The following is a 22,275-nucleotide window of genomic DNA, read 5'->3' on the forward strand; positions in this document are numbered from 1 at the left end:
CGCAGCCGCTAAGTTGAGCACTTCAAGGCAAATTTTTCCTTTTCTCGTAGACCCTGTCCAGCCGGAGGAAGATCCGTGCTCTACTCGAAGGCCGCCGAGTACGCAATTCGCGCCATGGTCTATCTGTCCGAGCAGCCCCCGGGCGAGCTCATCCAGCTCAAGGATGTCGCCGAGAAGGAGAACATCCCCTTCCATTTCCTGGCCAAGACGATGCAGATCCTCTCGCGCAAGGGCCTTGTGCGCTCCCACCGCGGCCCGCGGGGGGGCTTCTGCCTCTCGCGCAAGCCGGAGGAGATCACGCTCTACGACATCGTCGACCCCATCGACCACATCGCCAACTACGACGAGATCTGCATTCTGGGCATCGACGTTTGCAGTGACGAGGCGGCCTGCCCTCTGCACGATGACTGGACGAAGATCCGCGCCCAGATCCGTCTGACCCTCGAGGGCAAGAGCCTGGCACAGATGGTCGGGAAGCTCGAGGAGAAGCGCCGGATCGTCGCCGAGAAGGGGTTGCAGTAGCCCCCTTTTTTTGTGTAGATTCTGGACAACAAGGCCCGGTTGTGACATACTGGCGCCCGAGATCGCCGGGCGGGACGAACGCATGGACTGAGAGGACTTCGAGGATTGCCGGGCTGGTTGGCTGTTCGCCGTGGTGAGCAGTGAGGGGTAAGCAGGTAGTCCGGTCTTCGAAGTGGTGAGGGGGTTCAGGTTTCGTTCCGCCCGCTCGTCTAGGCCGGCTCCTCATCGAGGGGCCGGCCTTCCCTTTGCGCGCCCTCGACGCGGCGCAACTGGCCGACGAGATGCCCCAACTCGGGCAGGAGCAGGCGCTCGAGCCCGAGACGCACGGCCGCCGGCGCGCCGGGCAGCGCGACGAGCAGGCGTCCCTCGCGCAGGCCGGCGCAGGCGCGGCTGAGCATCGCCGCGGATCCGATCTCCTCCCAGCTCAGGCGCCGGAAGAATTCGCCGAAGCCCGGCAGCTCCCGCTCCCAGAGTCCGGCGAGCACCTCGGGTGTGCGGTCGCGCGGGCTGACGCCCGTGCCGCCGGTCAGGATGACGGCGCTGCAGTCCACCGTGGCGAGGGCGCCGAGCACGGCGCCCTCGATGCGCTCCGGGTCGTCGGGAACGAGATGGCGCGCGACGAGGTGGTGGCCCGCCGCGAGGAGCAGGCGTTCGGCGAGCGCACCCGAGTGATCGCTGGCGCCACTGCGGCTGTCGCTCACCGTGATCAGCGCCACGCCCAGGGCCCGCGGACCCTCGCGGCGGTGCTGCTGGCGCCCGGAGGCCGCGTCCGGCGGCCTCTGGCTGCTGCTCATGGCACCCTCCCCGGCCGCACTTGCGGCTCGCCGCCCGCGAGGATACCCTGGACCGCGCCCGAATGCCAGCCGAGGTGCCCGTGTCCTTCCCCCGCCGCGACCGCGCCCTGCGCCGCCTCCTCCTGGCCTGGTTCGACCGGGGGCGCCGGCCGCTGCCCTGGCGGGATGCACCCACGCCCTACCGCGTCTGGATCTCGGAGATCATGCTGCAGCAGACGCAGGTCGCGACCGCCATTCCCTACTTCGAGCGCTTCGTCGCCCGTTTTCCGGATCTCGCGAGCCTTGCTGCGGCCGAGGAGGAGGAGCTGCTCGCGCACTGGAGCGGCCTGGGCTACTACTCGCGGGCGCGCAACCTGCTGGCGGCGGCGCGTCAGCTGCAGGCCACAGGCGGCGCGCTGCCGGCGGACCCGGCTGCGCTCGTCGCGCTGCCGGGCGTGGGCCGCTACACGGCCGGCGCCGTCGCCAGCATTGCCTTCGGGCAGCGAGTGTCCGCGCTGGACGGCAACGGCATCCGTCTGCTCACGCGCCTCGAGGCCTGGGCCGGCGATCCCCGCCGCGCTCCCCTCGCGGGAAGACTCTGGGCCCGTCTCGACGCGCTCGTGGACTGCGCGCGCCCCGGTGACCTCAACCAGGCGGTCATGGAGCTCGCCGCCCGCGTCTGCCGCCCGCGCGCGCCGCGCTGCGGGGACTGCCCGCTCGCAGCGCTCTGCTGCGCCCGGGCCGCGGGCCGGCCCGAGGCTTATCCCCAGAGGGCGCGGCCGGCGCCGGCACAGGCGCTGCGCGTGGAGGTCGGGCTCTTCCGGCACCCGGCGGAGGACAGCCGTCTGCTGCTCGCCCGCGGCGCGCGGCCCTTTCTCGGCACGCTCTGGAACCTGCCCTATCGTGTCGCGGGTGGCGCCGTGATCGCCGCCGAGCGCTGGCGCGCGCTCGGCCTGCGGATCCGCGAGAAGCGCCGCCTGGGCGAAGCGCGTCACGGTATCACGCGCTACGCGCTCCAGCAGACCGTGCTCTCGGGGATCGCCGAACTCGCCGCCGGCGAGCGAAGGGTCGAGTACCGCTGGGCGGCGCCTGCGGAGTTGGACCGCCTGGGGCTACCCGCCTTCAGTCGCAAGATCCTGCGACGCTTCGGCCCCCGCGGCGAGGAGGGGGAACTTCTCCGATCCGAATGAGTTTGGCTCCCACCCCCCCTGCCGCTAGGATCCAGAGCGCGTGCCGCCCGCTGGCGGCGCCCCCAACCCGCGAACGCGAGGAGCGGCGATGCGGCCCTTCCTTTCCCCGCGCCCAGCGGCGCTGCTGGTGCTGCTGATCACGCTCGCGCTGGCCGGCTGCAGCCTGGGCACCGAGGCCTGGGAGCGCGATCTGCACGCGGATCCCGAGATGGCGCTCGACCACGACGCCATCGACCAGGCGCTCGACGAGCACATCTACTTCAGCAAGGAGGCCTCCAGCGGCGGCCAGGGCTTCGGAGGTGGCGGCTGTGGCTGCAACTAGGCCGATCAGCGGCGCGCTCGCTGCGGCCTGCGCGCTCGCCGGCGTCAGTGCTCCCTCGCGCGCCGTGGAAGTCGAGACCGCCGTCATGGTCTACAGCGAGGCCGATCGCGTGGCCGCGCTCGAGCCGGTCATCCGGATGACGCACGCGCTCTCACCGACCCGCACGCTCGGCCTCAAGCTCGTGCTCGACACGCTGACGGGCGCCTCGCCCAACGGCGCCGTGCCGAGCACGCAGGCGCAGACCTTCACGCGGCCCTCGGGCAACAGCAGCTACACGGCGCCGCCGAACACCACGCCGCTCGACGACGCCTTCAGCGACCGGCGCGGCGAGCTCGATCTCAGTCTCGAGCAGCGCTACGGGCTCCTCACGCGCGCGAGTTACGGCGTGCACGGCTCGGTCGAGCAGGACTACCTCTCCGGCGGCGCCAGTCTCGTCATCAAGCGCGAGTACGATCGGCGCAATCGCCTGCTCACGCTCGGCCTCTCGGTCGGCTTCGACAGCGTGCGGCCGCAGGGGGGGGCGCCCGCTGCCCTCACCGAGATGGCGGCGCCCGGCGAGGGCGAGGACGATGATCTGCGCGAGGACGACGAGGGCGAGGGCGGCGGCAGCGAGCTGAAGACGACCGCCGACCTCCTGCTCGGGCTCACGCAGATCGTCGACCGGAGCACGGTGCTGCAGCTCAACTACTCGGCGTGCCGGGCGAGCGGCTACCTGAGCGATCCCTACAAGTTCGTCAGCGTGGTCCAGTCCGGGCTGGGCACGGCGCCGGGCGAACCCCTGCGGCAGCTCTACGAGGGCCGACCCGACACGCGGCTCAAGCAGAGCCTCTACGGGCGGGTGAAGCGGCACCTGGGCCGGGACATCCTCGATCTCTCGTACCGCTACCTCTGGGACGATTGGGGCATCCGTTCCCAGACCGCCGAGCTGCACTACCACCTGCGCGCCTGGGAAGCGCTGGGCATCGAGCCGCAGTTGCGGTGGTACACGCAGACGGCGGCCGATTTCTATCGGCACAGCCTGGTCGACGGCGAGGTGCTGCCGGCCGACGCCTCCGCCGACCCGCGCCTGGCCGCCCTCACGGCCTGGACCTACGGTCTCAAGCTGCGGCACCGGCTCGCGAGCGGCCACGAGCTCAGCCTGCGCGGTGAACTCTACCGGCAGGGTGGCGAGGACCATCCCGCCGACGCCATCGGCCAGCTCCGCCGGCAGGACCTCTTCCCCGACCTCGAGGCCTTCATGATCCAGCTGGCCTACCGCTTCGACTTCACGCCCTGAGGTCGGCCATGAGGGAGCACAGGGAGTCGTCGTCTCCCAGCCCCGCGCCGGGGGAGGCGCCGGCGGCCGCGGCGCTCACTGGCGAGCGCGGCGATGGCGTCTGGATCCTGCGTTTCGCGGCGATGGCCGGCCCCTGCGAGATCCAGCTCGCGCTGGCCGACGGGGAGGAGGCGACGGCCCTCGGGCGCGCGGCAGCGGCGGAAGCCTGGCGCATCGAAGCCAAGTACAGCCGCTACCGGGCGGACAGCGCCGTCTCGCGGATCAACGCGGCAGGCGGCGCGCCGATCGCCGTGGATGCGGAAACCGCCGGGCTGCTCGACCTTGCCGCCCGCTGCCACGAGTTGAGCGGGGGGCTCTTCGATGTCACGGCCGGCGTGCTGCGCCGGGTCTGGCGCTTCGATGGCGAGGGTCGACTGCCCCCGCGGGCCCAGGTGAAAGCGCTGCTGCCCCTCGTGGGCTGGGAGAAGCTGCGCTGGGAGCCACCCACGCTCACGCTGCCGGCCGGGATGGAGATCGATCTCGGCGGTCTCGGCAAGGAGTACGCGGTCGATCGCTGCCTGGCCCTGATCGGAGCCTGCACGGCGGCGCCCTGCCTCGTCAACTTCGGGGGCGACCTGCGCGTGAGCGGACCGCGGGCCGGCGAGCGGCCCTGGCGCGTCGCGCTCGAGGACCCCGCGCGGCCCGAGACGCCGCTCCTGCGTCTGGATCTGCGCCGCGGTGCGCTCGCGACCAGCGGCGATAGCCGTCGGTTCCTGCTCCACCGCGGCCGCCGCTACGCGCACGTGCTCAACCCGCATACCGGTTGGCCGGTGAGCGGCGCGCCGCGCTCGGTGAGCGTCGCCGCGCCGAGTTGCCTCGAGGCCGGCCTCCACGCGACGCTCGCCCTGCTGCATGGCCGACGCGCCGCGGCCTATCTCGCGGCTCAGGGCCATCGCCACTGGATCGTGGCCTAGGCCGCGCCGGCCGGGCGAGGAGAGCCACGGTACCCCCTCGGCGAGGCGCGGGCGGCGCCCAGGCCGAAGGCGACGGCGGCGACCCACCGCGCCTCGCCTGTGGCAGCCTCGACAGCGAGCAGCTGGTCCTGCTAAGCTTGGAACGCCAGCTGAGCCTCGGCTGCCGCCGCTCGCGAAAGGATGCCCGATGAGACCGCGACTTGCCGCCTGCCTCGGCCTGTTCACCGTGCTGGTCCCCACTGCGCTGCCCGCGGGCGAACTGCACCCGGGCCTGCGCGAACGCCTGGCCCAGGCGCCGGCCGGCGCGACCCTGCCCGTGATCCTGCACCTGGAGGCACAGCTCGACCTGCGGCCCTACACGGGGCGCGACGCGGCCGGCCAGCTCATTCGCGATCTGCAGGCGCTGGCCGCCCAGAGCCAGGCGCCCCTGCTCGCCGCCCTCGCCGATCGCGGCCTGGCGGTCGGGGCGAGACCCTTCTGGATCGACAACTGTATCGCCCTGCGGGCCACGCCGGCACAAATCGAGGCTCTGCGTGCGCTTCCCGGCCTGGCACGGCTCGACTACGACGAGCCGGTAGTGGGCGAGTTCGCCCTGCCCGCTGAGGGCGGGCGCACGCCGGTCTGGAGCCAGGTGATCATCCGGGCGCCGGAGGTCTGGAGCGCCCACGGCCTGGACGGCAGCGGCATCGTGCTGGGCTCCATGGACACGGGCGTGGACATTGGCCATCCGGCCCTGGCCGGCAAGTGGCGCGGCGGCGACAACTCCTGGCTCGATCTCGTGAACGGCCAGCCGTCCCCCTACGACGACCACGGCCACGGCACCCACACGATCGGCACGATGGTCGGCGGCGACGGCCTCGGCCCCTTCACCACCGACATCGGCACGGCGCCCGGCGCGCAGTTCATCGCGGTCAAGGTGCTGGACGAGGACAACAGCTTCGGCAGCACGAGCATCGTGATCGCGGGCGCGCAGTGGATCCTCGATCCCGACGGCGATCCGGACAGCGATGACTTCCCCCAGATCGTGAACAACAGCTGGTACTTCTTCAGCCAGACTTACGACGGCTACCACGCGACGGTGGCCGTCTGGCGGGCCGCCGGCATCCTGCCCGTCTTCTGCCTGGGCAACAGCGGGCCCAATGCGGCCACCACGCATCCGCCCGGCAACTACGACAACACCCTCGGCGTGGGCGCCACGACGAGCAGCGATCTCATCTGGACCTTCAGCTCGCGGGGACCCGCCCCGGCGGGCTGGGCCTTTCCGGCTGACGGCCGCAAGCCGGACCTCTCGGCGCCCGGCGCCTCCGTGCTGTCCTCGCTGCCCGGCGGCGGCTACACCGCCTGGAGCGGCACGTCGATGGCGGCGCCCCACGTGAGCGCAACGGCGGCGCTGATGCTGCAGGGGAACGCCGACCTGGGTCCTGCCCAGCTCATCGGCGCCTTGAATGGCAGCGCCGCCGATCTCGGCGCCGCCGGCTACGACCACAGCTTCGGCTACGGCCGCCTGGACGCCTATGCCGCGGTGACGGCGGCCATCTCGCCCTCGGCGGCGGATCCGGTCTCCACCGCCGCGCCGGCCTTGAGCGCCCATCCCAATCCCTTCGGCGAGCGTGTGCGTCTCGACTTCGCCTTGCCGCAGGGGCAGGCGGCGCGGGTGGGCATCTACGATCTCCAAGGCCGCCTCCAGCGGAGCCTCGTGGCCGAGGCCGCGGCCGGCAACCTCCTCTGGGACGGGCGCGACAGCGCGGGCCGTGCGCTGCCCGCGGGCCTTTACCTTGCGCGGCTCGACGGCGGCAAGACAGGCGCTGTCTGTCGCCTGCTTCGCCTGCGCTGAGACCGGCGCGCACGGGACGCCGGGCGCTTGCGTCAAGGCGCGGCTTGCATTATAACGCCGCCTATTCCGGGCCCCGGCGGCCCGGCCCGCCGACCGCACCGGCAAGGACGACCGATGCCCTACGATCCCATACGCATCGAGCCCAAGTGGCAGCGGCTCTGGGAAGAGCGCAAGACCTTCCGCGCTGCGCTCGATCCCACGCGCCCCAAGCGCTACGTGCTCGACATGTATCCCTACCCGAGCGGCGACGGCCTGCACGTCGGCCATCCCGAGGGCTACACCGCCTCCGACATCATGGCCCGCTTCTGGCGGATGCGCGGCTTCAACGTGCTGCATCCGATGGGTTGGGACGCCTTTGGCCTGCCGGCCGAGAACTACGCGATCAAGACGGGCACGCACCCGCGGACGACCACGGACCGCAACATCGCCAACTTCCGGCGCCAGCTCAAGCTGTTCGGCTTCAGCTTCGACTGGGAGCGCGAGATCGACACCACGCAGCCCGCCTACTACAAGTGGACGCAGTGGATTTTCACGAAGCTCTACGAGCGCGGGCTGGCCTACGAGGCCGAGGTGGCGGTGAACTGGTGCCCCGCGCTCGGCACCGTGCTGGCAAACGAAGAGGTCATCGACGGCAAGAGCGAGATCGGCGGCCATCCGGTGATCCGCCGGCCGATGCGCCAGTGGATGCTGCGCATCACGGCCTACGCAGAGCGCCTGCTCGCCGACCTCGAGGGTCTGGACTGGCCGGAGAGCATCAAGGAGCTGCAGCGCAACTGGATCGGCCGCAGCGAGGGCGCCGAGGTGGACTTCGCGGTGGCGGACGCCGCGCCGCCCTTGACGCTGCGCGTCTTCACGACGCGGCCGGACACGCTCTTCGGCGCCACCTACATGGTGCTCGCGCCCGAGCATCCCCTGGTCGGCCCGCTGACGACCGCGGCCCAGCGCGCCGCCGTGACGGCCTACTGCGAGGCGGCCGCGCGCAAGAGCGAGCTCGATCGCGGCATGGCCAAGGAGAAGACCGGCGTCTTCACGGGCGCCCATGCGGTGAATCCGGCCAGCGGCCAGCGCATCCCGATCTGGGTGGCGGACTACGTGCTGATGGGCTACGGCACCGGCGCCATCATGGCCGTGCCCGGCCAGGACGAGCGCGACTGGGAGTTCGCCGAGACCTTCGACCTGCCGATCCTGCGCACGGTGCAGCCACCGGCGGGCTGGGCGGGCCAGGCCTACACGGGCGAAGGCCCGGCCGTGAACAGCGGCTTCCTCGATGGGCTGACGATCGGCCCGGCCAAGGCGAGGATGACGGCCTGGCTCGAGGCCGAGGGCAAGGGCAAGGCGACCGTGCAGTACAAGCTGCGCGACTGGCTCTTCAGCCGCCAGCGCTACTGGGGCGAGCCCTTCCCGCTGCTGCACCTGGAGGACGGCAGCCTGCGCGTGCTCGCCCCGGACGAGCTGCCCGTCTTGCTGCCCGAAGTGGAGTCCTACAAGCCCGCCGGCACGGGGGAGAGCCCGCTGGCGGCGATTCGCGAGTGGATCGAGACCGCCGATTTTCGCACGGGACGTCCCGCGCGGCGCGAGAGCAACACGATGCCGCAGTGGGCGGGCTCCTGCTGGTACTACCTGCGCTTCCTCGATCCACACAACGGCGCGGCGGCCTGGTCGCCCGAGGCCGAGCGCTACTGGATGCCGGTGGACCTCTACGTCGGCGGCGCCGAGCACGCCGTGCTGCACCTGCTCTATGCGCGCTTCTGGCACAAGGTGCTCTTCGACCTCGGCCTCGTCTCGACGACGGAGCCCTTCATGAGCCTGCGCAACCAGGGCATGATCCTCGGCGAGGACGGCGAGAAGATGAGCAAGAGCCGCGGCAACGTCGTCAACCCCGACGACGTGATCCGCGAGCACGGTGCCGATTCGCTGCGCCTCTTCCTGATGTTCCTCGGGCCTCTGGAGCGGGACAAGCCCTGGAACACGCAGGGCATCGAGGGCATCCACCGCTTCCTCTCGCGCGTCTGGCGGCTCTTCTTCGACGAGGAAGACCGCCTGCACTCTGCGCTCACGGACGCGCCGGCCGACGCGGAGACGCTGCGCCTGCTGCACCGCACGATCGCCGAGGTCACCACGATGACCGATGGCCTGCACTTCAACACCGCGATCAGCCAGATGATGATCTTCGTCAACGAGATGACGCCGCGCACGGAGCGCCCGCGCCCCGCGCTCGAGGCCTTCCTGCGCCTGCTCGCGCCCTACGCGCCGCACCTGGCGGAGGAGATCTGGGAGCGGCTCGGGCACGCGGAGCCGATCGCGCTCGCGCCCTGGCCGGAGCACGATCCGGCCTACCTCGGCGTGGCGACGGTGACGGTCGTCGTGCAGGTGAACGGCAAGGTGCGCGATCGCCACGAGCTGCCGGCCGACGCGAGCGAGGAGCAGGTGAAGGCGATTGCCTTCGCCAGCGCGCAGCTCGCGCCCTGGCTGGCGGGCAAGCAGATCGTGAAGGCCGTCTACGTGCCGGGCAAGCTGCTCAACGTGGTGGTGAAGTAGGCATTCGCCGGCGGCGGGGACACGATCGAGGAGTGGCTGGCCGACAAGGCCGCCTCGCGCGCGCGCCGCGAGCGGTGCGGAAGCTGGTCCTCAGCCGCTAGGCGGGGACTACTTCAGGCGCTCGCGGAACTTCGCGCGGAACTTCTCCAGCTTGGGCGCGATGACCAGCCGGCAGTAGCCCTGCTCGCCGTTCTCCGCGAAGTACTCCTGGTGATAGTCCTCGGCGGGATAGAACACGGTCAGCGGCTCGATCTGCGTCACCGCGGGCTGGCCCCACTCGCCCGACTCGTTCAGGGCCGCCAGTGCCGCCTCGGCCTGCCGTCGTTGTTCCTCGCTCATCGTGAGGATGATCGAGCGGTACTGCGTGCCGACGTCCTCGCCCTGCCGGTCCTTCGTCGTCGGATCGTGGATGGCGAAGAAGATCTCGAGCAAGTCCGCGTAGCTGATGACGGCCGGGTCGAAGGTGACCTGCACAACCTCGGCGTGGCCGGTCGTCCCCGTGCAGACGAGCTTGTAGTTCGGAGTAGCCACGCTACCGCCGGCGTAACCGGAGACGGCCGCCTGGACGCCTTGCACCTGCTCGAAAACGGCTTCCAGGCACCAGAAGCAGCCGCCGCCGAGGACGGCGGTCTCGGTCTTAGCGTTCATTGTATCGGCTCCTGTGCGGGGCGCCAGCGCCGTGAGGACGGCGAGGGCGAGAGTGAGGGGGCGGATCATAGCTCAGCTCCGGGGTTGGGGCCGGGCCGTCCTGGGGACCGGTCCAGTACTGATAAACAGCGGGGCGCGCCGCGTCAAGGGGCATCACGCCCAGGCCCGGCTAGCCGCGAAAGGCCGGCCTGAACTCCTCGGCGAGCACCGCATAGAGATAGTGATCGCGCGGCGCGCCGTGGTGCAGCATGAAGCTGCGCAGGCGGCCCTCGCGGCGCATGCCGAGCTTCTCCGCCACGCGGCGACTGGCGCGATTGACCACATCGCAGGTGAGGTAGAGGCGCCGCAGACCCAGCGGCCCGAAGCCGTACTCCGCGAGCAGTCCGGCGGCGTGCGTGGCGAGCCCGTCGCCGGCGCGATCGCTGCGGATCCAGTAGCCCAGTTCGCCGCTCTGGTTGCCGGGTCGCAGCATGAGGCCGACGCCGCCGATCAGCTCCTCGCTCTCCAGATCGAAGACGTTCAGGTGCAGGCCGCGGCCGCGGCGCGCCTCCTCGCGCGAGAACTCGAGGAACTCCCGCGCGGCGGCGACATCGTAGCTCGGCTGCGCCCAGGGCAGGTAGGGGGCGAGCGCGTCGAGGCTGAGGCGCACGGCGCGCGCGAGCTGCGGCGCCTCGCTCATGCGCGCGCGACGCAAGCAGAGCAGCTCGTCACGCAGTTGAACGTCCTTCATCCCACTTCCCCCTCACCCGCAGTCGGGAGCGGCGCCAGAGCCAGGCCGCAGAGCGCCCAGGTGAGCAGCGCGATCTCGGCGTCGCCGAAGTTCCACTCGAAGAGCCCGCCCAGCATGAAGCCTAGCCAGCAGGCCAGCGCGGCCAGGGTCCAGCCTGCGGCGCCCGGTGGTGCGCGCTCGGCGAGCCGGGCGAGCGTCCACCAGCGCTTCGCAAGCGCAACGGCGAGCGCGCCCAGGAAGCCCAGCGCGAGGACGAGCCCCGGCCAACCCCAGAGCACGGCGAACATCACCGGGTTGCTGTGCAGGTGCCCCTTGACCTCGACCGACTCGCCGGCGTGCCGGGCGCGGTAGATCGCCTGCAGGTCGAGATCGCCGACGCCGGTCAACGGGTACTCCGCGAGCAGGTCCCAGCCCGTGCGCCACATGATGACGCGCTGGACGTTGTTCGTATGCCGCGGATCGAATGAGGACAGCAGCCGCTCACGGAAGCCGGCGGGCGCGAAGAATCCCGCGGTGAGCAGTAGGCCCAGGAAGAACGGCGCGAAGCGGGGCCGCACGAGGACGAGGGCGAGCAGCGCGCCCGCCGCGAAGCCGAGCCAGGCGCTGCGCGTCTGCGTGAAGACGAGTGCGACCAGCGTGAGCGCGAAGGCCGGCCAGAGCCAGCGCCGCCGGCGCGGGCCGCCCGGCAGGAGCAGGAAGACGAAGAGCAGCAGCGCGGCAAGCATCATCAGGCCGCCGGCGGTCATGTAGCCCTGCGTGAGCTGGGCGCGCCCGGCCAGGCCGCGCGGCCCTTGCAGGTAGGCGATGATGCCGTAGGCTGCCACGCCCGCCGCACCCGCGCCGAGCGCCGCGAGCAGTCGCCCGCGGAGTACCGCGCGCGTGCCGGCCTCGGCGTAGAGCCAGAGCGCGGGCAGGAGCAGGAAGCGCTTGGCGTGGCGCAGGCTCTCGCCCGGGACCTGCGAGAAGGCGATGTCCAGGAGCGCCCAGCCGACGAAGGCGAGCGTGATCAGCGTTAGCCCGCGGCCCAGCTTGGCGGGCGCCCGCCCGCCTGCCCACTCCGCCAGACGCAGCAGCAGGGCGACGGCGAAGGCGAACTGCGAGATCGCGATCGAGAAGGGCATCGCGAAGGCGGCGAGCACGAGCGCCCACTCGCGCGCGGGACGCAAAGGCTCCCGCCAGCCGCCTTGCATCAGCCGCGGCTCCGCTCGCCCGTTTCCTGCGCGAGGCCGACGTGCCGCTCCACGAGCGCGCGGCTGCCGGCGGCGCCGAGCTGCCCGATCAGGAAGCCGAACTGCTCGCGCAGGGCCGCGCGCAGCGTGGCGCGCAGCGGCGCCGGCAGACCCCAGAGCTGCGCCTTGAAGGGGCCCCAGCTCTTCTTGCGCAGCTTGTAGACGAACTGCTCGTCGCTGTCGCCCGCGGCGCGCTCGTTGCCGTGCGCGCGGAGCAGATGGGCGTCGATCTCGGCGAGCAGCGCGGGCGGAAACTCGGGGTGCGCGTAGATCAGGTTCTGGAAGCCGGTCGCCAGATGGATCTCGCTGCAGCAGCTCGCTGGGAAGCGGTGGAAGAGGCTCTCGGGCAGGGTGCTCGCGCCGTGCTGCACCGCGCCGCTCAGGCCGTAGCCGCGACGCGCACGGCCGCCGATCGCCGCGAGGACGCCGAAGTCGAGCTTGACGGCCGCGATGCTGCCGTCGGCGAGCGGCACGCCGCCGTGACTCGTGCCTGTCTGCACGCTGATCTTGCTGAGGCCGAGCGCGCCGGGCGCGAGGCGCGCCAGCTCGCGCTGGTAGCCGGCCATGTAGGCTTCGAACGCCTCGACGGTGGAGTTGGCCGTGCCCACCTCGCCGATCTCGCCGCCCACGGAAACGCTGACGCCCGCCGGCTCCTCGCCGCGGATGAGGGTCGTCAGGCGCGCGGCGAGCTGGTAGTTGAGGCGCTGCTGGGCGTCGAGGTCGGGCTGGGCGAGGTCGACCAGGGTCGAGGTATCGACGTCGATGTTGTAGAAGCCGGCCGCGATCTCGGCGCGGATCAGGCTCTCCAGGCCGGCCAGCTCGGCCGCGGGGTCGGCGGTGTACTGTTTCGGCCGCACCTGCACGTGGTCGCCCTGGATGAAGACGGGCCCGCGGTAGCCGGTGGCCACGGCCGCGGCCAGGATCACCGCCGCGAACTCCGCCGGCGGCTGCGGCGTGTAGCCGATCTCCGTGCGCGCGATCTCGAAGATGAAGGCGCCGCAGTCGGCCGCGAGCGCGGCCTCGAAGAGCGCGCCCGCGACCTCGAAGCTGAGGCCGCGCACGTTGACGGCCGGCACGGTGAGCCGGTCCACGTCGCCGCGGCCCATCGCGGCGTAGAGGCCCTGGATCGAGGCCGGCCAGGCGCCGAGCGCGGCGGCCAGCGCGCGCAGGTCGCCGATGGCGGCCGCCTTCACGCGCGGATCCGGGTTCAGCGCGGCGTTCGTGGCAAGGCGCGCGGCGACCTGTTCGCGGCAGTAGGGCTCGCTGAGCACGACGAGCCGGTCCCGCTCATCGCAGGCGTAGCCTCGCGCGAGATCCGCGCGCAGGGCGCCGATGCTGTCGTAGAGCATGCGTCTCCTTGAACTGCGCGCGACACCCAGCCGGAGCGCCGCGCGCGTTCTGCAGTACCGCCTAGAGGCGCTCGACGAGAAGCGCCGCCGCCTCGCCGCCGCCGATGCAAAGACTCGCCAGCCCGCGCTTAGCCTGGCGGTCCCTCATGGCGTGGAGGAGCGTCACCAGCACACGGGCGCCGCTTGCGCCGATGGGGTGCCCCAGCGCCACCGCGCCACCGCGCACGTTCACCTTGGCCGGATCGAGGCCGAGGAGCTGGTTGTTGGCCAGCGAGACGACCGCGAAGGCCTCGTTGATCTCGTAGAGGTCGATGTCGCTCGCCTTCAGGCCGGCCTTGGCCAGGGCCTTCTCGATGGCCTTGGCCGGCGCCGTCGTGAACCACTCGGGCGCCTGGGCGGCGCTGGCCTGGGCGACGATGCGCGCGAGCGGCTTCACGCCGAGCTTCGTCGCCACGTTCGCGGCCATCACGACCACCGCGGCGGCGCCGTCGTTGATGCTGCTCGCGTTGGCGGCCGTCACGCTGCCGTCCTTGATGAAGGCCGGGCGCAGGGAGGGGATCTTCGCGAAGTCGACGCGGCCGGGCTCCTCGTCGGTGTCGACGAGGACGGGGTCGCCCTTCTTCTGGGGGATCGGCACCGGCGCGATCTCGGCCTTGAACTCGCCGGCCGCGATGGCGGCCTGCGCGCGCCGGTAGCTCTCGACGGCGAAGGCGTCCTGCGCCGCGCGGTCGATCTTGCACTCGCTGGCGCAGAGCTCGGCGGCATTGCCCATGTGGTAGTCGTGGTAGGGGTCCCAGAGGCCGTCCATCACCATGCCGTCCTTGAGCGTCCAGTCGCCCATTTTCGTGCCCACGCGGTTGCTTTGAACGTAGTGCGGCGCCAGGCTCATGTTCTCCATGCCGCCGGCGACGACGATGTCGGCGTCGCCGACGGCGATCGCCTGCGCGGCGAGCATCACGCTCTTGAGCCCCGAGCCGCAGACCTTGTTGACGGTGATGCACTCCACCTGCTGCGGCAGGCCGGCGTAGAGGGCCGCTTGGCGGGCCGGCGCCTGGCCGACGCCCGCGGGCAGCACGCAGCCCATGATGCACTCGTCCACCTGGTCGCCCGAGAGCCCGGCCCGCTCGAGCGCCGCCTTGATGGCGATGGCGCCGAGCTTGGGGGCGGGCACGGTGGACAGCGCGCCCAGGAAGGAGCCGATCGGTGTGCGGGCGGCCGAAACGATGACGACGTCGCGGAGCTCTGCCATGGTCTTCTACCTCGTGCAAAGGTGGCCGGGGGAGCGAGGGGATTTCATCGTAGTCCAAGGCCGTGGCGCGTGCAAGGGCGCTGCTGGGCTTGTCAGGCGCGCGCAGAGCGGCTAGGGTGGCGGCCTTCGAGACGGCCGGAATGCCGCGTGGGGGAGTTGATGGCAGGCAGCAGCGGGCAGGTGCGGGAGGCGAGCATCATCGTGCCGGGCGCGCGCGCGGGCTCCACTGTCGAGGCCTGGCGCCTGGCCTACCCCACCGTGATCGGCATGCTCTCGGCCACCTTGATGTGGACGGTGGACACCCTGCTGCTCGGCCGGGTCGGCAAGGTGGAGCTGGCGGCGGCGGGGCTGGGCGGCGTGCTGGTGTGGACCCTCTACACCTTCTTCGTCGGTCTCGTGCAGGGCGTGGCGACCTTCGTCGCCCAGGCGAAGGGCGCCGGTCGCCACGGCGAGTGCGCGCTCTTCGCCTGGCAAGGCCTCTATCTCGCCCTGCCGGGTGCGCTGGTGCTGGCCGTCTTCTACTGGCAGGCGGGGAACCTGCTCGCACTGGCCGGTCCCGATCCCGCCGTTGCGGGCGAGGCGCTGCGCTACATGCGCGCCCGCATGACCGGCGCCTACTTCCTGCTCGCCACCTTCGTCTTCCACAGCTTCTTTCGCGGCATCGGCAGCGTGCGCACCTCGATGGCGATCTCGCTGGTGTCGAACCTGGTCAACCTGGTGCTCGACCTGCTGCTCATCTTCGGGCCCGGGCCTTGGCCGCGCTGGACCACCTTTGGCGCCGGACTGGCCACGAGCATCGCCGATCTCTCGGCGGCCCTGCTCGGCTGCGCGCTCTTTCTCAGGCCGCGCGTGGCGATACTCTACCATCCCTGGCGGGCGCGGGCCCTGCGGCTGGACGCCCTGCGCCGCCTCCTGCGCGTCGGCGCGCCGATCGGCGTGCAGACCTTCCTCGACATGGGCAGCTTCACCGTCTTCATGGCGCTGATGGGCCGGCTCGGCACGGACGAACTGGCCGCCAGCCAGATCGCGGTGCAGCTGCTCAGCTTCTCCTTCATGCCGGCCAACGGCATCGCCAAGGCCGCGACGACGATGGTGGGTCAGTACCTCGGGGCCGGCCGCGCCGCGCTTGCCGCGCGCTGCGGCTGGGTGAGCCTGCGCATGAACCTGGTCTACTCGCTGGCGGTGGCGCTGATCTTCTTCGGCGCGCGCGCGCACCTGTTCAGCCTCTTCAACGGCGATCCGGGCGTGGTGGCGGCGGGCCTCGGCATCGTGCCGCTGCTCGCGCTCTTCCAGATCGGCGACGCGGTGCAGATGACGATGAGCGGCGCCCTCCAGGGCGCCGGCGACACGCGAGCGCCGATGCTGATCACGGGGATCGGCTCCTACGCGATCTTCCTGCCGCTCGCGCTCGTCTTCGCCTATCGGCTGCAGTGGGGGATCTTCGGCGCCTGGCTCGGCGGGGTGATCGCCTTTGCCTGCATCGCCACGCTGCTGACGCTCCGCTTCCGCCACGGCGCCTGGCAGCGCACGCGGATCTAGACGCGGGGGCCGCGCCGGCAATGAGGGGCGCTCTGATGCCTTCCCCTCGCTCACGCTTCGCAGTTCGCACGGGAAAGGCATCAGAGCGCCCACCACGATCGACACCGCCCCCGCGCCGAGCAGCGTGGGACGCCGGGTGCCGTGGCCAAAGCAATGCCCCTGCGCCGCGGGGCGCAGGGGCTTGTGCTGTGCGAGCCGCAGGAGCGCTGCGACCTTCGGCCTGCGATGCCGAGCCGCGCGGCTCCTGTGGGCCACGCGAGCATCAAGGCGGCTGCGTGACCTCTCTGCGAGCGACTTCGAAGCGGAGCGAGCGGGAAGGTCACGCAGCCGCTTCGTTGGTCGCTTGTTTCACTTGAGCAAGGTCAGCTTCTTCGTCTCGCTGGCTCTGCCCACCTTCAGGCGCGCGAAGTAGATGCCGCTGGGCAGCTCGCTGCCCGCCTCGTCGCGGCCGTCCCACTTGTGCAGGTAAGTGCCGGGCGCCAGGCTGCCCGCGGTGAGGCTCCGCAGCCGGCGGCCGCGCAGGTCGTAGATCTCCAGACGCACGTCCTGTGCGCTGGCGCCGCCCACCGTGAAGCGGATGTTCGTGCTCGGGTTGAAGGGGTTCGGCCAGTTGTCGTCGAGGCGGAAAACGCGGCCCGCCGGCAGCGGGTCCTCATCATCCACCCCGACCACCCAGTCGATCGTGCTCGGGTTGCCCGTCCGGTGGAAGTCGTGCATGTAGGTGTACCAGGGCATCATCGCGGGATCGTAGGCCGTCGGGAATTCCCAGATGTAGACGTTGCGGTCCCATCCGACGAAGACCATGTCGAGCAGGCCGTCCTCATCCACGTCGAGCAGGCTGGCCGCGGAGCGGGCATACTCGCTGGTCACGAGCGGGAAGCCGTCCACCGGCGTGCCGTCGTGGTGCCAGGCGTCGATCTTGCCGTTCTCGTGCGGCAGGACGACCTCGAAGTCGCCATCGCCGTCCAGGTCACCGACGGTGGCGCCGGCCTGGCTGTGGTCGATGATGAGCTGTGGCCAACCTGGCAGCCAGGCGCCGCTGTCGTTGAGCCAGCCGAGGGTGGTCTCGTGGTCGGAGGTCACACCGACGGCGAAGATCTCAGGCACGCCATCGCCGGTAATGTCAGCGAGTGCCGGGCTGGGACACTTGATGGCGGTATTGTGGTTGATGAAGTGCCTGGGCCAGCCTGTCAAACGGCTGCCAGTATGGTTGTAGACGTAGAGCGAGTCGTTCTCGGCGGCGACGACGATCTCGATGAAGCCGTCGTCGTCGATGTCGCCAAGCGCAGGGCTGCTGAAGATGGCCGACATGCCGGTCTTCGGGAAGCCCGGCAGGTTCGCGCCGCTCCCCTGGTAGCCGCGGAGCTGGCCACCGGAGGTCGGCAGGAAGATCTCGCTGTCGCCGTCGCCGTCGATGTCCGCGAGGCCGGTCGTCGAGCGCGTCCAGTTGCCGATGCCGGACTTCGGGAAGCCGGCGACGACGCTGCCATCGCCGTTCCAGGCGTTCAGGTAGCCCCCGACGTCGGTGACGAGGATCTCCAGGCGGCGGTCGCCGTCGATATCCGCCAGCGCGGGTGCGGCCCAGATGCCGTAGCCGTTCGGGTTGGCGATCTGCTTGGGCCAACCGGGCACGAGTTGCGCCTGGATGCCGCCCGGGCCGTCGGAGAATTCCCAGACGATGATCTGGCCCGTGTCCCAGCTGCCGGCGACCAGCTCGATGCCGGGGCTGTCCGTGAGATCGGCCGCCGCGAGCGGGCAGTTCCGGAAATTCGAGCCCAGGCTGCTGATCACACCGTGGGTGAGCGGGTTGTTGTCGCCGTCGCTCAGCTCGGTCCCGTCGAGCTTGAAGCCGTAGACCTTGTCCGCGGCGACGAAGATCTCGTTCACACCGTCGCCGTTGAAGTCGCCGACGATCGGCGTGCTCGCCGTCTCCATGGCAACCGTCTGCGGCCAGCCTTCACGCAGGGGAAGCTGCGTCGTTACCTTGCTGGAGTCCGAGAGCGCGCCGGTCAGGCCCGCGGCCGAAAGCGGCTGGATCCGGTACCAGTAGCTCATGAAGGGCGGCAGGCCGGCGTCCTCGTAGGTCGCGTTCTCGACCCATTCTGTCGAGATGAGCTGATAGGGCCCCGCGGCCTGCTCGGCGCGGAAGACCCGATAGCCGGCCACGCCCGTCACGAGGCCCGGCTCCCAGTTCAGCCGAAGGCGCGTGGGATCCGCGCCGAAAGCGTAATTCGGCGGCCAGGGGTCGCCCTGCGGGCGCTCGAGCAGCAGGGTGAGGCTGTCCAGGTGCCCGTAGGCGTCGCTGAGTACGACGAGCAGCGCGGGCGGGTTGCTGCCGGTGCGCGTCACGTTGAAAACGGCCGGGCCCAGGTTGCTCGACAGCGCGGGCAGGGTGCCGAGCGCGAGCGCGCCGGTGTTGATGGTCAGGCTGCTACCGGCCGTGGCGAAGGCCTCGGCCTGCACGGCGATCGCATCGCCGCGGCCCCAGTTGCTGAGGGAGAGCGCGAAGTCGGCGCTCTCGCCGTCCTCGATCTCGCCGTCGCCGTCGCCGCCGGCGGCATCGTCGAGCGTGCTGGCATGCAAGCCGAGCGCCGCTGCCGCGGCCTCGAGGAAGAAGTCCTCGTTGAAAGCGCCCTGGCCGGTGCTGAGAGCGAGAGCGAAGGGCAGGATCTCGTCGTCGACTGCCGTATCGAGCACCCGGATGAGATAGGGGTTCGTCCCCGAGGCGCTCGCGCCCTGCGCGATGTTCCCGTAGCTGTCCGTGCCGTCGAGGATCGTCAGGTGGGGAGAGCTGGTGGTCAAGGTTCCGGCCACTGCAGTCGCCGAGGCCGTGCCGCCGTTGGTGAGCGTGAGCGTGAGCTGCACCGTCTCGCCGCGCTCGGGCAGGCCGTTGCCGTTGCCGACCACGCTGCCACCGCTCGTGTCGTTGACGGTCACCGCGGCGATGTAGGGGCGCGGCGCCGCCACCGGCGCCGTGACGCTGAACATCCCCGTGTAGGGGCGGCAGTCGCGGGCCTCGGCATTGACGTGGTAGGTGCCCACCGTCTCTGCCTTGAGATTGAAGCTCACCTGGCCGCTGCCGTTGGTGGTGGCCCACTGATAGTCCTCGTCGCCCTTGCGCAGGGTGACCTTGGCGCCGGCGAGCGGGATGCCGAAGCCCTTGGTGACCGTGAAGCTGAGCGGTCCGCTGCCGAGGGCGAAGTTCACGGGCAGGTTGGTCTGCAGGGTGCCCGCGGCTGCGTAGTGCAGCCAGTTGCTCGGGTCGGCCAGCAGCGTGAAGGTGGAGTGCGCCCAGCGGTGGCCGCTGTCGATGAGAGTCTCGCCGTTGTAGTAAGCGAGGCTCGCCGTGTAGAGATCGCCCAGGCGCAGCGAGGGGTTGTAGCGGACCAAGCCGAAGAAGATGTCCATGTACAGGGCGCTGATGTTGGCAAAGGTCTCGCGGGTCGAGCCGATCACCGCCCAGGCGCCGCCGTTCGGGTTCTTGACGAAGGCCTCGGCGATCGAGTTGTAGTCGAAGGCGGCCGCCGTGCAGTTGATCATGTAGAGCAGGAAGGTGCGGTTGCCGTTGTCGAGCTGGACGGCCATCGTGTTGTCGATGCTGCCGTTGCCCACGCGCATCGTCTGGCGCTCGCCGTGGCCGTTGTGCAGGACGATGCCGAAGCCGTTGGACATCGAATCCAGGGCCGCCTGGACGGTCAGCGCCAGCGAGCCCGGGTAGACCGTGTAGTTCTCGTAGAGGCGCACGACCTGGTGCTGAGGCCCGGTGTACTTGACGTAGATCGACTCGCAGTACGCGGCGCCGTCGATGATGATGGTCTGGCCCGGCACCCAGTCGGTGGGAAAGAGCACTTCGCCCAGCATCAGGATGCGGTGCTGGTAGGGCGTCATGCCCGCGCCGTGGTAGGTGCCCTGCTTGCTGAGCAGCGTGCTGCACTCGCTGCGATTGCGCGCCGGCAAGCGGCCGGCGGTGATCTCGGCCAGCCAATCGGTGACATCGCCCGGATCGCTGACCAGGGTGTCCGCGGCTTCGGCCCAGCGCGCATCATGGTCGGCATTCCAGTCGCCATCCAGGCAGGCGTAGTACATGTCGGTGGGCGCCTCGGTCCCGCTACCGCCGAAGATCTCCGTGTAGGCGTAGCGCGGCGGGATGATGTTCGCATCACCAACCAGGAGCAGGTACTCCAGCGACCACTTCGCATAGGCGTCCTGGACGAAGCGGCGGATCATCTCGGCCGGATCGCTGCCCATCGGATAGTGCTCGGCGATCCATTCGAGGCTGCGCACCACGGTCGGCACGCCCTGGTTCGTGCGAGCCTGGGCGTAGGTCTCGCAGAGGTCGGCGAAGGAATCCGGCGTGACGATGACCATCGCGACCGTGGCGCCTTCGACGCCCGGCACCTCTGTCGGGAAGCCGCCGCCGCCGGCGGCGCGATCGCCGGGGCTCTCGGGCAATGCCTCGGGATTCAGCAGCAGATCGCCGAGGCGTGTCTCGAGACGATCGCGCAGCGGGAAGTCGGGGCGCTCCGGGCGCAGCAGGGACGCCGACTCGCCGCTCGCAGCGCTGATCAGGCGCAGGCGAGCATCCTTGAGGGCGACGAGCGCGCCGGCCGCGCTGCGGAAGGGAGTGAGGGTGATCGATTGCACGAGGCGTCCGTGCAGGCGCTGCGGCGCGCCCAGCTCGACGCGGTAGTCCGCGCTCCAGAGCGGGCCGCCACCGGTGGCGGGAGCGACGGTGCCTTCGCTGCCGATCAGCGGCAGTCGCAGGGCTTCGCGGGCGAGCGGGCCGACGCTCTCCTCGCGCGCGACGATCAGCTCGGCGGCGGCGAGGCGTTCGCCCTCGTCGAGCAGCCAGTACCAGGTGAGGGTCGGCGAGAGGCTGCGATCGGCGGCTGGGTCGGCGCAGACTTCGGCCAGCCAGCGGCCGGTCGGGCGCTCGGCATCCCAGGCGCTGTCCAGAGGCAGCGCACGTTCCACGACGGCGGCTTGTGACGCCGGCGCCGTGAGCATGAGGGAGAGGAGAGTGAGGGAAAGCAGCAGGCAGCGGGTCAGCGGGCTGCGAGTCATTCGGTACGTCCTTGGGCGAAGCTCGTCGCGGGTTGAACCGTTTCGGCCTCGGGCGGCGACGCCCGGCCGCGTTCGACGCGAGGCTCCAGGGGGGCGCTGGCGCCTGCAGGGGTAGCGATCATTTTACCACAGGCGGTGGCGCTTCTGCTTGCCGGAAATTCTCGCCTTGAGCGTCCGCGGTAGGGACGGGAACGACGGGGAATCTGCCACCGTCAGGCGGCAGTATCGGAGCAATGGCTCCGGTATCTTCTACCTAAGCAGAAGCAGCTTACGGGATTCGCTGCGCTCGCCCAGCCGCGCACGGGCGAAGTAGACCCCGCTGGGCAGGCGCTCGCCGCCCGTGCCGCGGCCGTCCCAGTCCAGGCTCAGGCGCTCGCCGCCGCCGAGCCGCCCCTCGAAGAGCAGTGCCACGCGGCGGCCCTGCACGTCGTGAATGCTGAGCACCACCGGCAGCGTCTCGCTGCCGGCGGGCAGGCTGAGGGTGAAGCGCGTGCTCGGGTTGAAGGGATTGGGGAAGTTCTGCGCGAGTACGGGCGCCGCGGGCGCCGCGTCGGCGGGCAAGCCGGTGAGGTCCTCGTCGTAGCGCGTCTCCTCGTAGCTGAACAGCGCCTCGGCGAGGGCCGCGTTCGTGGCGCGGAACTGCACGAAGCGGTAGTTGTGCGGATGGGCGACGGCCGTGCCCACCGCCCCTGGCTGCCAGGGCTCCCACTCGACCAACTTGAGGCCATCGAACCAGGCGCGGCCCTCGCCGCTGGCCGGCGGCGAGAGCGCGCAGCGGACCTCGAACCAGTCGCCCTCGGCGGGCGTGGCGATGTCGGCCCACTGCAGGGTCCAGTCGCTGGTGCCGCCGAGCGCGGGGCCGAGGTCCTCGCTGGCGAGTGCGGTGCCCGCGTTCCGGTCGACATAGTAGCGCGCCTGCACGGAAGCGCCGCCTGCGTTCTCGGTCTTCAGCCAGCCGAGCAGGCTGTGCGCCTTGCCCGGGTCGCAGGGCAGGTGGCGCTCCTGGTCGCTGCTGGCCGCTGCTTGTCCGGCGTTGCGGCGCATCGCGAGGGAGCGCTG

The 22,275-nt window shown here is 70.9% G+C and carries 14 protein-coding genes and 1 pseudogene; 8 read left to right on the forward strand and 7 right to left on the reverse strand.

Features of this window, described 5'->3' with window-relative positions; all coding sequences use genetic code 11:
- Positions 1 to 75: 75 nt before the first annotated feature.
- The gene (locus FJ251_00460; protein MBM4116215.1) at positions 76 to 522 is read left to right on the forward strand and encodes an Rrf2 family transcriptional regulator; all 447 of its coding nucleotides are present in this window, start codon (positions 76 to 78) and stop codon (positions 520 to 522) included.
- Between the two features lie 209 nt (positions 523 to 731).
- On the opposite strand, the gene FJ251_00465 is transcribed toward FJ251_00460, so the two are convergent.
- Complete coding sequence (locus FJ251_00465) at positions 732 to 1,316, reverse strand: MogA/MoaB family molybdenum cofactor biosynthesis protein (protein ID MBM4116216.1); 585 nt, start codon at positions 1,314 to 1,316, stop codon at positions 732 to 734.
- A gap of 62 nt (positions 1,317 to 1,378) precedes the next feature.
- Between FJ251_00465 and FJ251_00470 the strand changes: the two are divergent.
- From FJ251_00470 to FJ251_00495, 6 genes and pseudogenes are all read left to right on the forward strand, one after another.
- Positions 1,379 to 2,047, forward strand: a pseudogene (locus FJ251_00470) (A/G-specific adenine glycosylase).
- Positions 2,048 to 2,573: 526 nt separating this feature from the next.
- Complete coding sequence (locus tag FJ251_00475) at positions 2,574 to 2,807, forward strand: DUF4266 domain-containing protein (protein MBM4116217.1); 234 nt, start codon at positions 2,574 to 2,576, stop codon at positions 2,805 to 2,807.
- Complete coding sequence (locus FJ251_00480; GenBank protein ID MBM4116218.1) at positions 2,686 to 4,083, forward strand: DUF3570 domain-containing protein; 1,398 nt, start codon at positions 2,686 to 2,688, stop codon at positions 4,081 to 4,083. Before FJ251_00475 ends, FJ251_00480 begins: the two co-directional genes overlap by 122 nt.
- A gap of 8 nt (positions 4,084 to 4,091) precedes the next feature.
- Positions 4,092 to 5,036, forward strand: coding sequence for an FAD:protein FMN transferase (locus FJ251_00485; GenBank protein MBM4116219.1), 945 nt, complete (start codon positions 4,092 to 4,094; stop codon positions 5,034 to 5,036).
- A 316-nt stretch (positions 5,037 to 5,352) separates the two neighbouring features.
- Positions 5,353 to 6,870 (forward strand): hypothetical protein, encoded by a 1,518-nt coding sequence (locus FJ251_00490; GenBank protein ID MBM4116220.1) that lies wholly within the window; start codon positions 5,353 to 5,355, stop codon positions 6,868 to 6,870.
- 114 nt (positions 6,871 to 6,984) lie between these two features.
- Positions 6,985 to 9,408 (forward strand): leucine--tRNA ligase, encoded by a 2,424-nt coding sequence (locus FJ251_00495; protein MBM4116221.1) that lies wholly within the window; start codon positions 6,985 to 6,987, stop codon positions 9,406 to 9,408.
- 108 nt (positions 9,409 to 9,516) lie between these two features.
- Here FJ251_00495 and msrA read toward each other — a convergent pair whose 3' ends face one another.
- The 5 genes from msrA to FJ251_00520 all read right to left on the reverse strand — a co-directional run bounded on the left by msrA (position 9,517) and on the right by FJ251_00520 (position 14,613).
- Positions 9,517 to 10,056, reverse strand: a complete 540-nt coding sequence (gene msrA, locus FJ251_00500; GenBank protein MBM4116222.1) for a peptide-methionine (S)-S-oxide reductase MsrA — start codon at positions 10,054 to 10,056, stop codon at positions 9,517 to 9,519.
- Positions 10,057 to 10,225: 169 nt separating this feature from the next.
- A complete protein-coding gene (locus tag FJ251_00505; protein MBM4116223.1) occupies positions 10,226 to 10,786 on the reverse strand; it encodes a GNAT family N-acetyltransferase in 561 nt (186 codons plus the stop codon).
- Positions 10,783 to 11,976 carry an O-antigen ligase family protein gene (locus tag FJ251_00510; protein MBM4116224.1) on the reverse strand — a complete coding sequence of 398 codons (1,194 nt, stop codon included), beginning with the start codon at positions 11,974 to 11,976 and terminating at the stop codon, positions 10,783 to 10,785. Before FJ251_00510 ends, FJ251_00505 begins: the two co-directional genes overlap by 4 nt.
- Positions 11,976 to 13,364 (reverse strand): aldolase, encoded by a 1,389-nt coding sequence (locus tag FJ251_00515; GenBank protein MBM4116225.1) that lies wholly within the window; start codon positions 13,362 to 13,364, stop codon positions 11,976 to 11,978. Before FJ251_00515 ends, FJ251_00510 begins: the two co-directional genes overlap by 1 nt.
- Positions 13,365 to 13,425: 61 nt before the next feature.
- A complete protein-coding gene (locus tag FJ251_00520) occupies positions 13,426 to 14,613 on the reverse strand; it encodes an acetyl-CoA C-acetyltransferase (GenBank protein MBM4116226.1) in 1,188 nt (395 codons plus the stop codon).
- Between the two features lie 159 nt (positions 14,614 to 14,772).
- Between FJ251_00520 and FJ251_00525 the strand changes: the two genes are divergently transcribed.
- Positions 14,773 to 16,152 (forward strand): MATE family efflux transporter, encoded by a 1,380-nt coding sequence (locus tag FJ251_00525; protein ID MBM4116227.1) that lies wholly within the window; start codon positions 14,773 to 14,775, stop codon positions 16,150 to 16,152.
- A gap of 348 nt (positions 16,153 to 16,500) precedes the next feature.
- Here the strand turns inward: FJ251_00525 and FJ251_00530 are convergent, their stop codons facing one another.
- Complete coding sequence (locus tag FJ251_00530; GenBank protein ID MBM4116228.1) at positions 16,501 to 21,216, reverse strand: T9SS type A sorting domain-containing protein; 4,716 nt, start codon at positions 21,214 to 21,216, stop codon at positions 16,501 to 16,503.
- Positions 21,217 to 22,275 lie beyond the last annotated feature (1,059 nt).

This window comes from bacterium, from assembly GCA_016873475.1.
Taxonomy (GTDB): domain Bacteria; phylum Krumholzibacteriota; class Krumholzibacteriia; order JACNKJ01; family JACNKJ01; genus VGXI01.

What these genes read in the sequence shown, in the direction of transcription:
- FJ251_00485 (MBM4116219.1), top strand. Translation starts at nt 4,092, where the DNA reads ATGAGGGAGCACAGGGAGTCGTCGTCTCCCAGCCCCGCGCCGGGGGAG.
- FJ251_00465 (MBM4116216.1), bottom strand. Translation starts at nt 1,316, where the DNA reads ATGAGCAGCAGCCAGAGGCCGCCGGACGCGGCCTCCGGGCGCCAGCAG.
- FJ251_00505 (MBM4116223.1), bottom strand. Translation starts at nt 10,786, where the DNA reads ATGAAGGACGTTCAACTGCGTGACGAGCTGCTCTGCTTGCGTCGCGCG.
- FJ251_00520 (MBM4116226.1), bottom strand. Translation starts at nt 14,613, where the DNA reads ATGGCAGAGCTCCGCGACGTCGTCATCGTTTCGGCCGCCCGCACACCG.
- FJ251_00530 (MBM4116228.1), bottom strand. Translation starts at nt 21,216, where the DNA reads ATGACTCGCAGCCCGCTGACCCGCTGCCTGCTGCTTTCCCTCACTCTC.
- FJ251_00515 (MBM4116225.1), bottom strand. Translation starts at nt 13,364, where the DNA reads ATGCTCTACGACAGCATCGGCGCCCTGCGCGCGGATCTCGCGCGAGGC.
- FJ251_00495 (MBM4116221.1), top strand. Translation starts at nt 6,985, where the DNA reads ATGCCCTACGATCCCATACGCATCGAGCCCAAGTGGCAGCGGCTCTGG.
- FJ251_00475 (MBM4116217.1), top strand. Translation starts at nt 2,574, where the DNA reads ATGCGGCCCTTCCTTTCCCCGCGCCCAGCGGCGCTGCTGGTGCTGCTG.
- FJ251_00525 (MBM4116227.1), top strand. Translation starts at nt 14,773, where the DNA reads ATGGCAGGCAGCAGCGGGCAGGTGCGGGAGGCGAGCATCATCGTGCCG.
- msrA (MBM4116222.1), bottom strand. Translation starts at nt 10,056, where the DNA reads ATGAACGCTAAGACCGAGACCGCCGTCCTCGGCGGCGGCTGCTTCTGG.
- FJ251_00510 (MBM4116224.1), bottom strand. Translation starts at nt 11,976, where the DNA reads ATGCAAGGCGGCTGGCGGGAGCCTTTGCGTCCCGCGCGCGAGTGGGCG.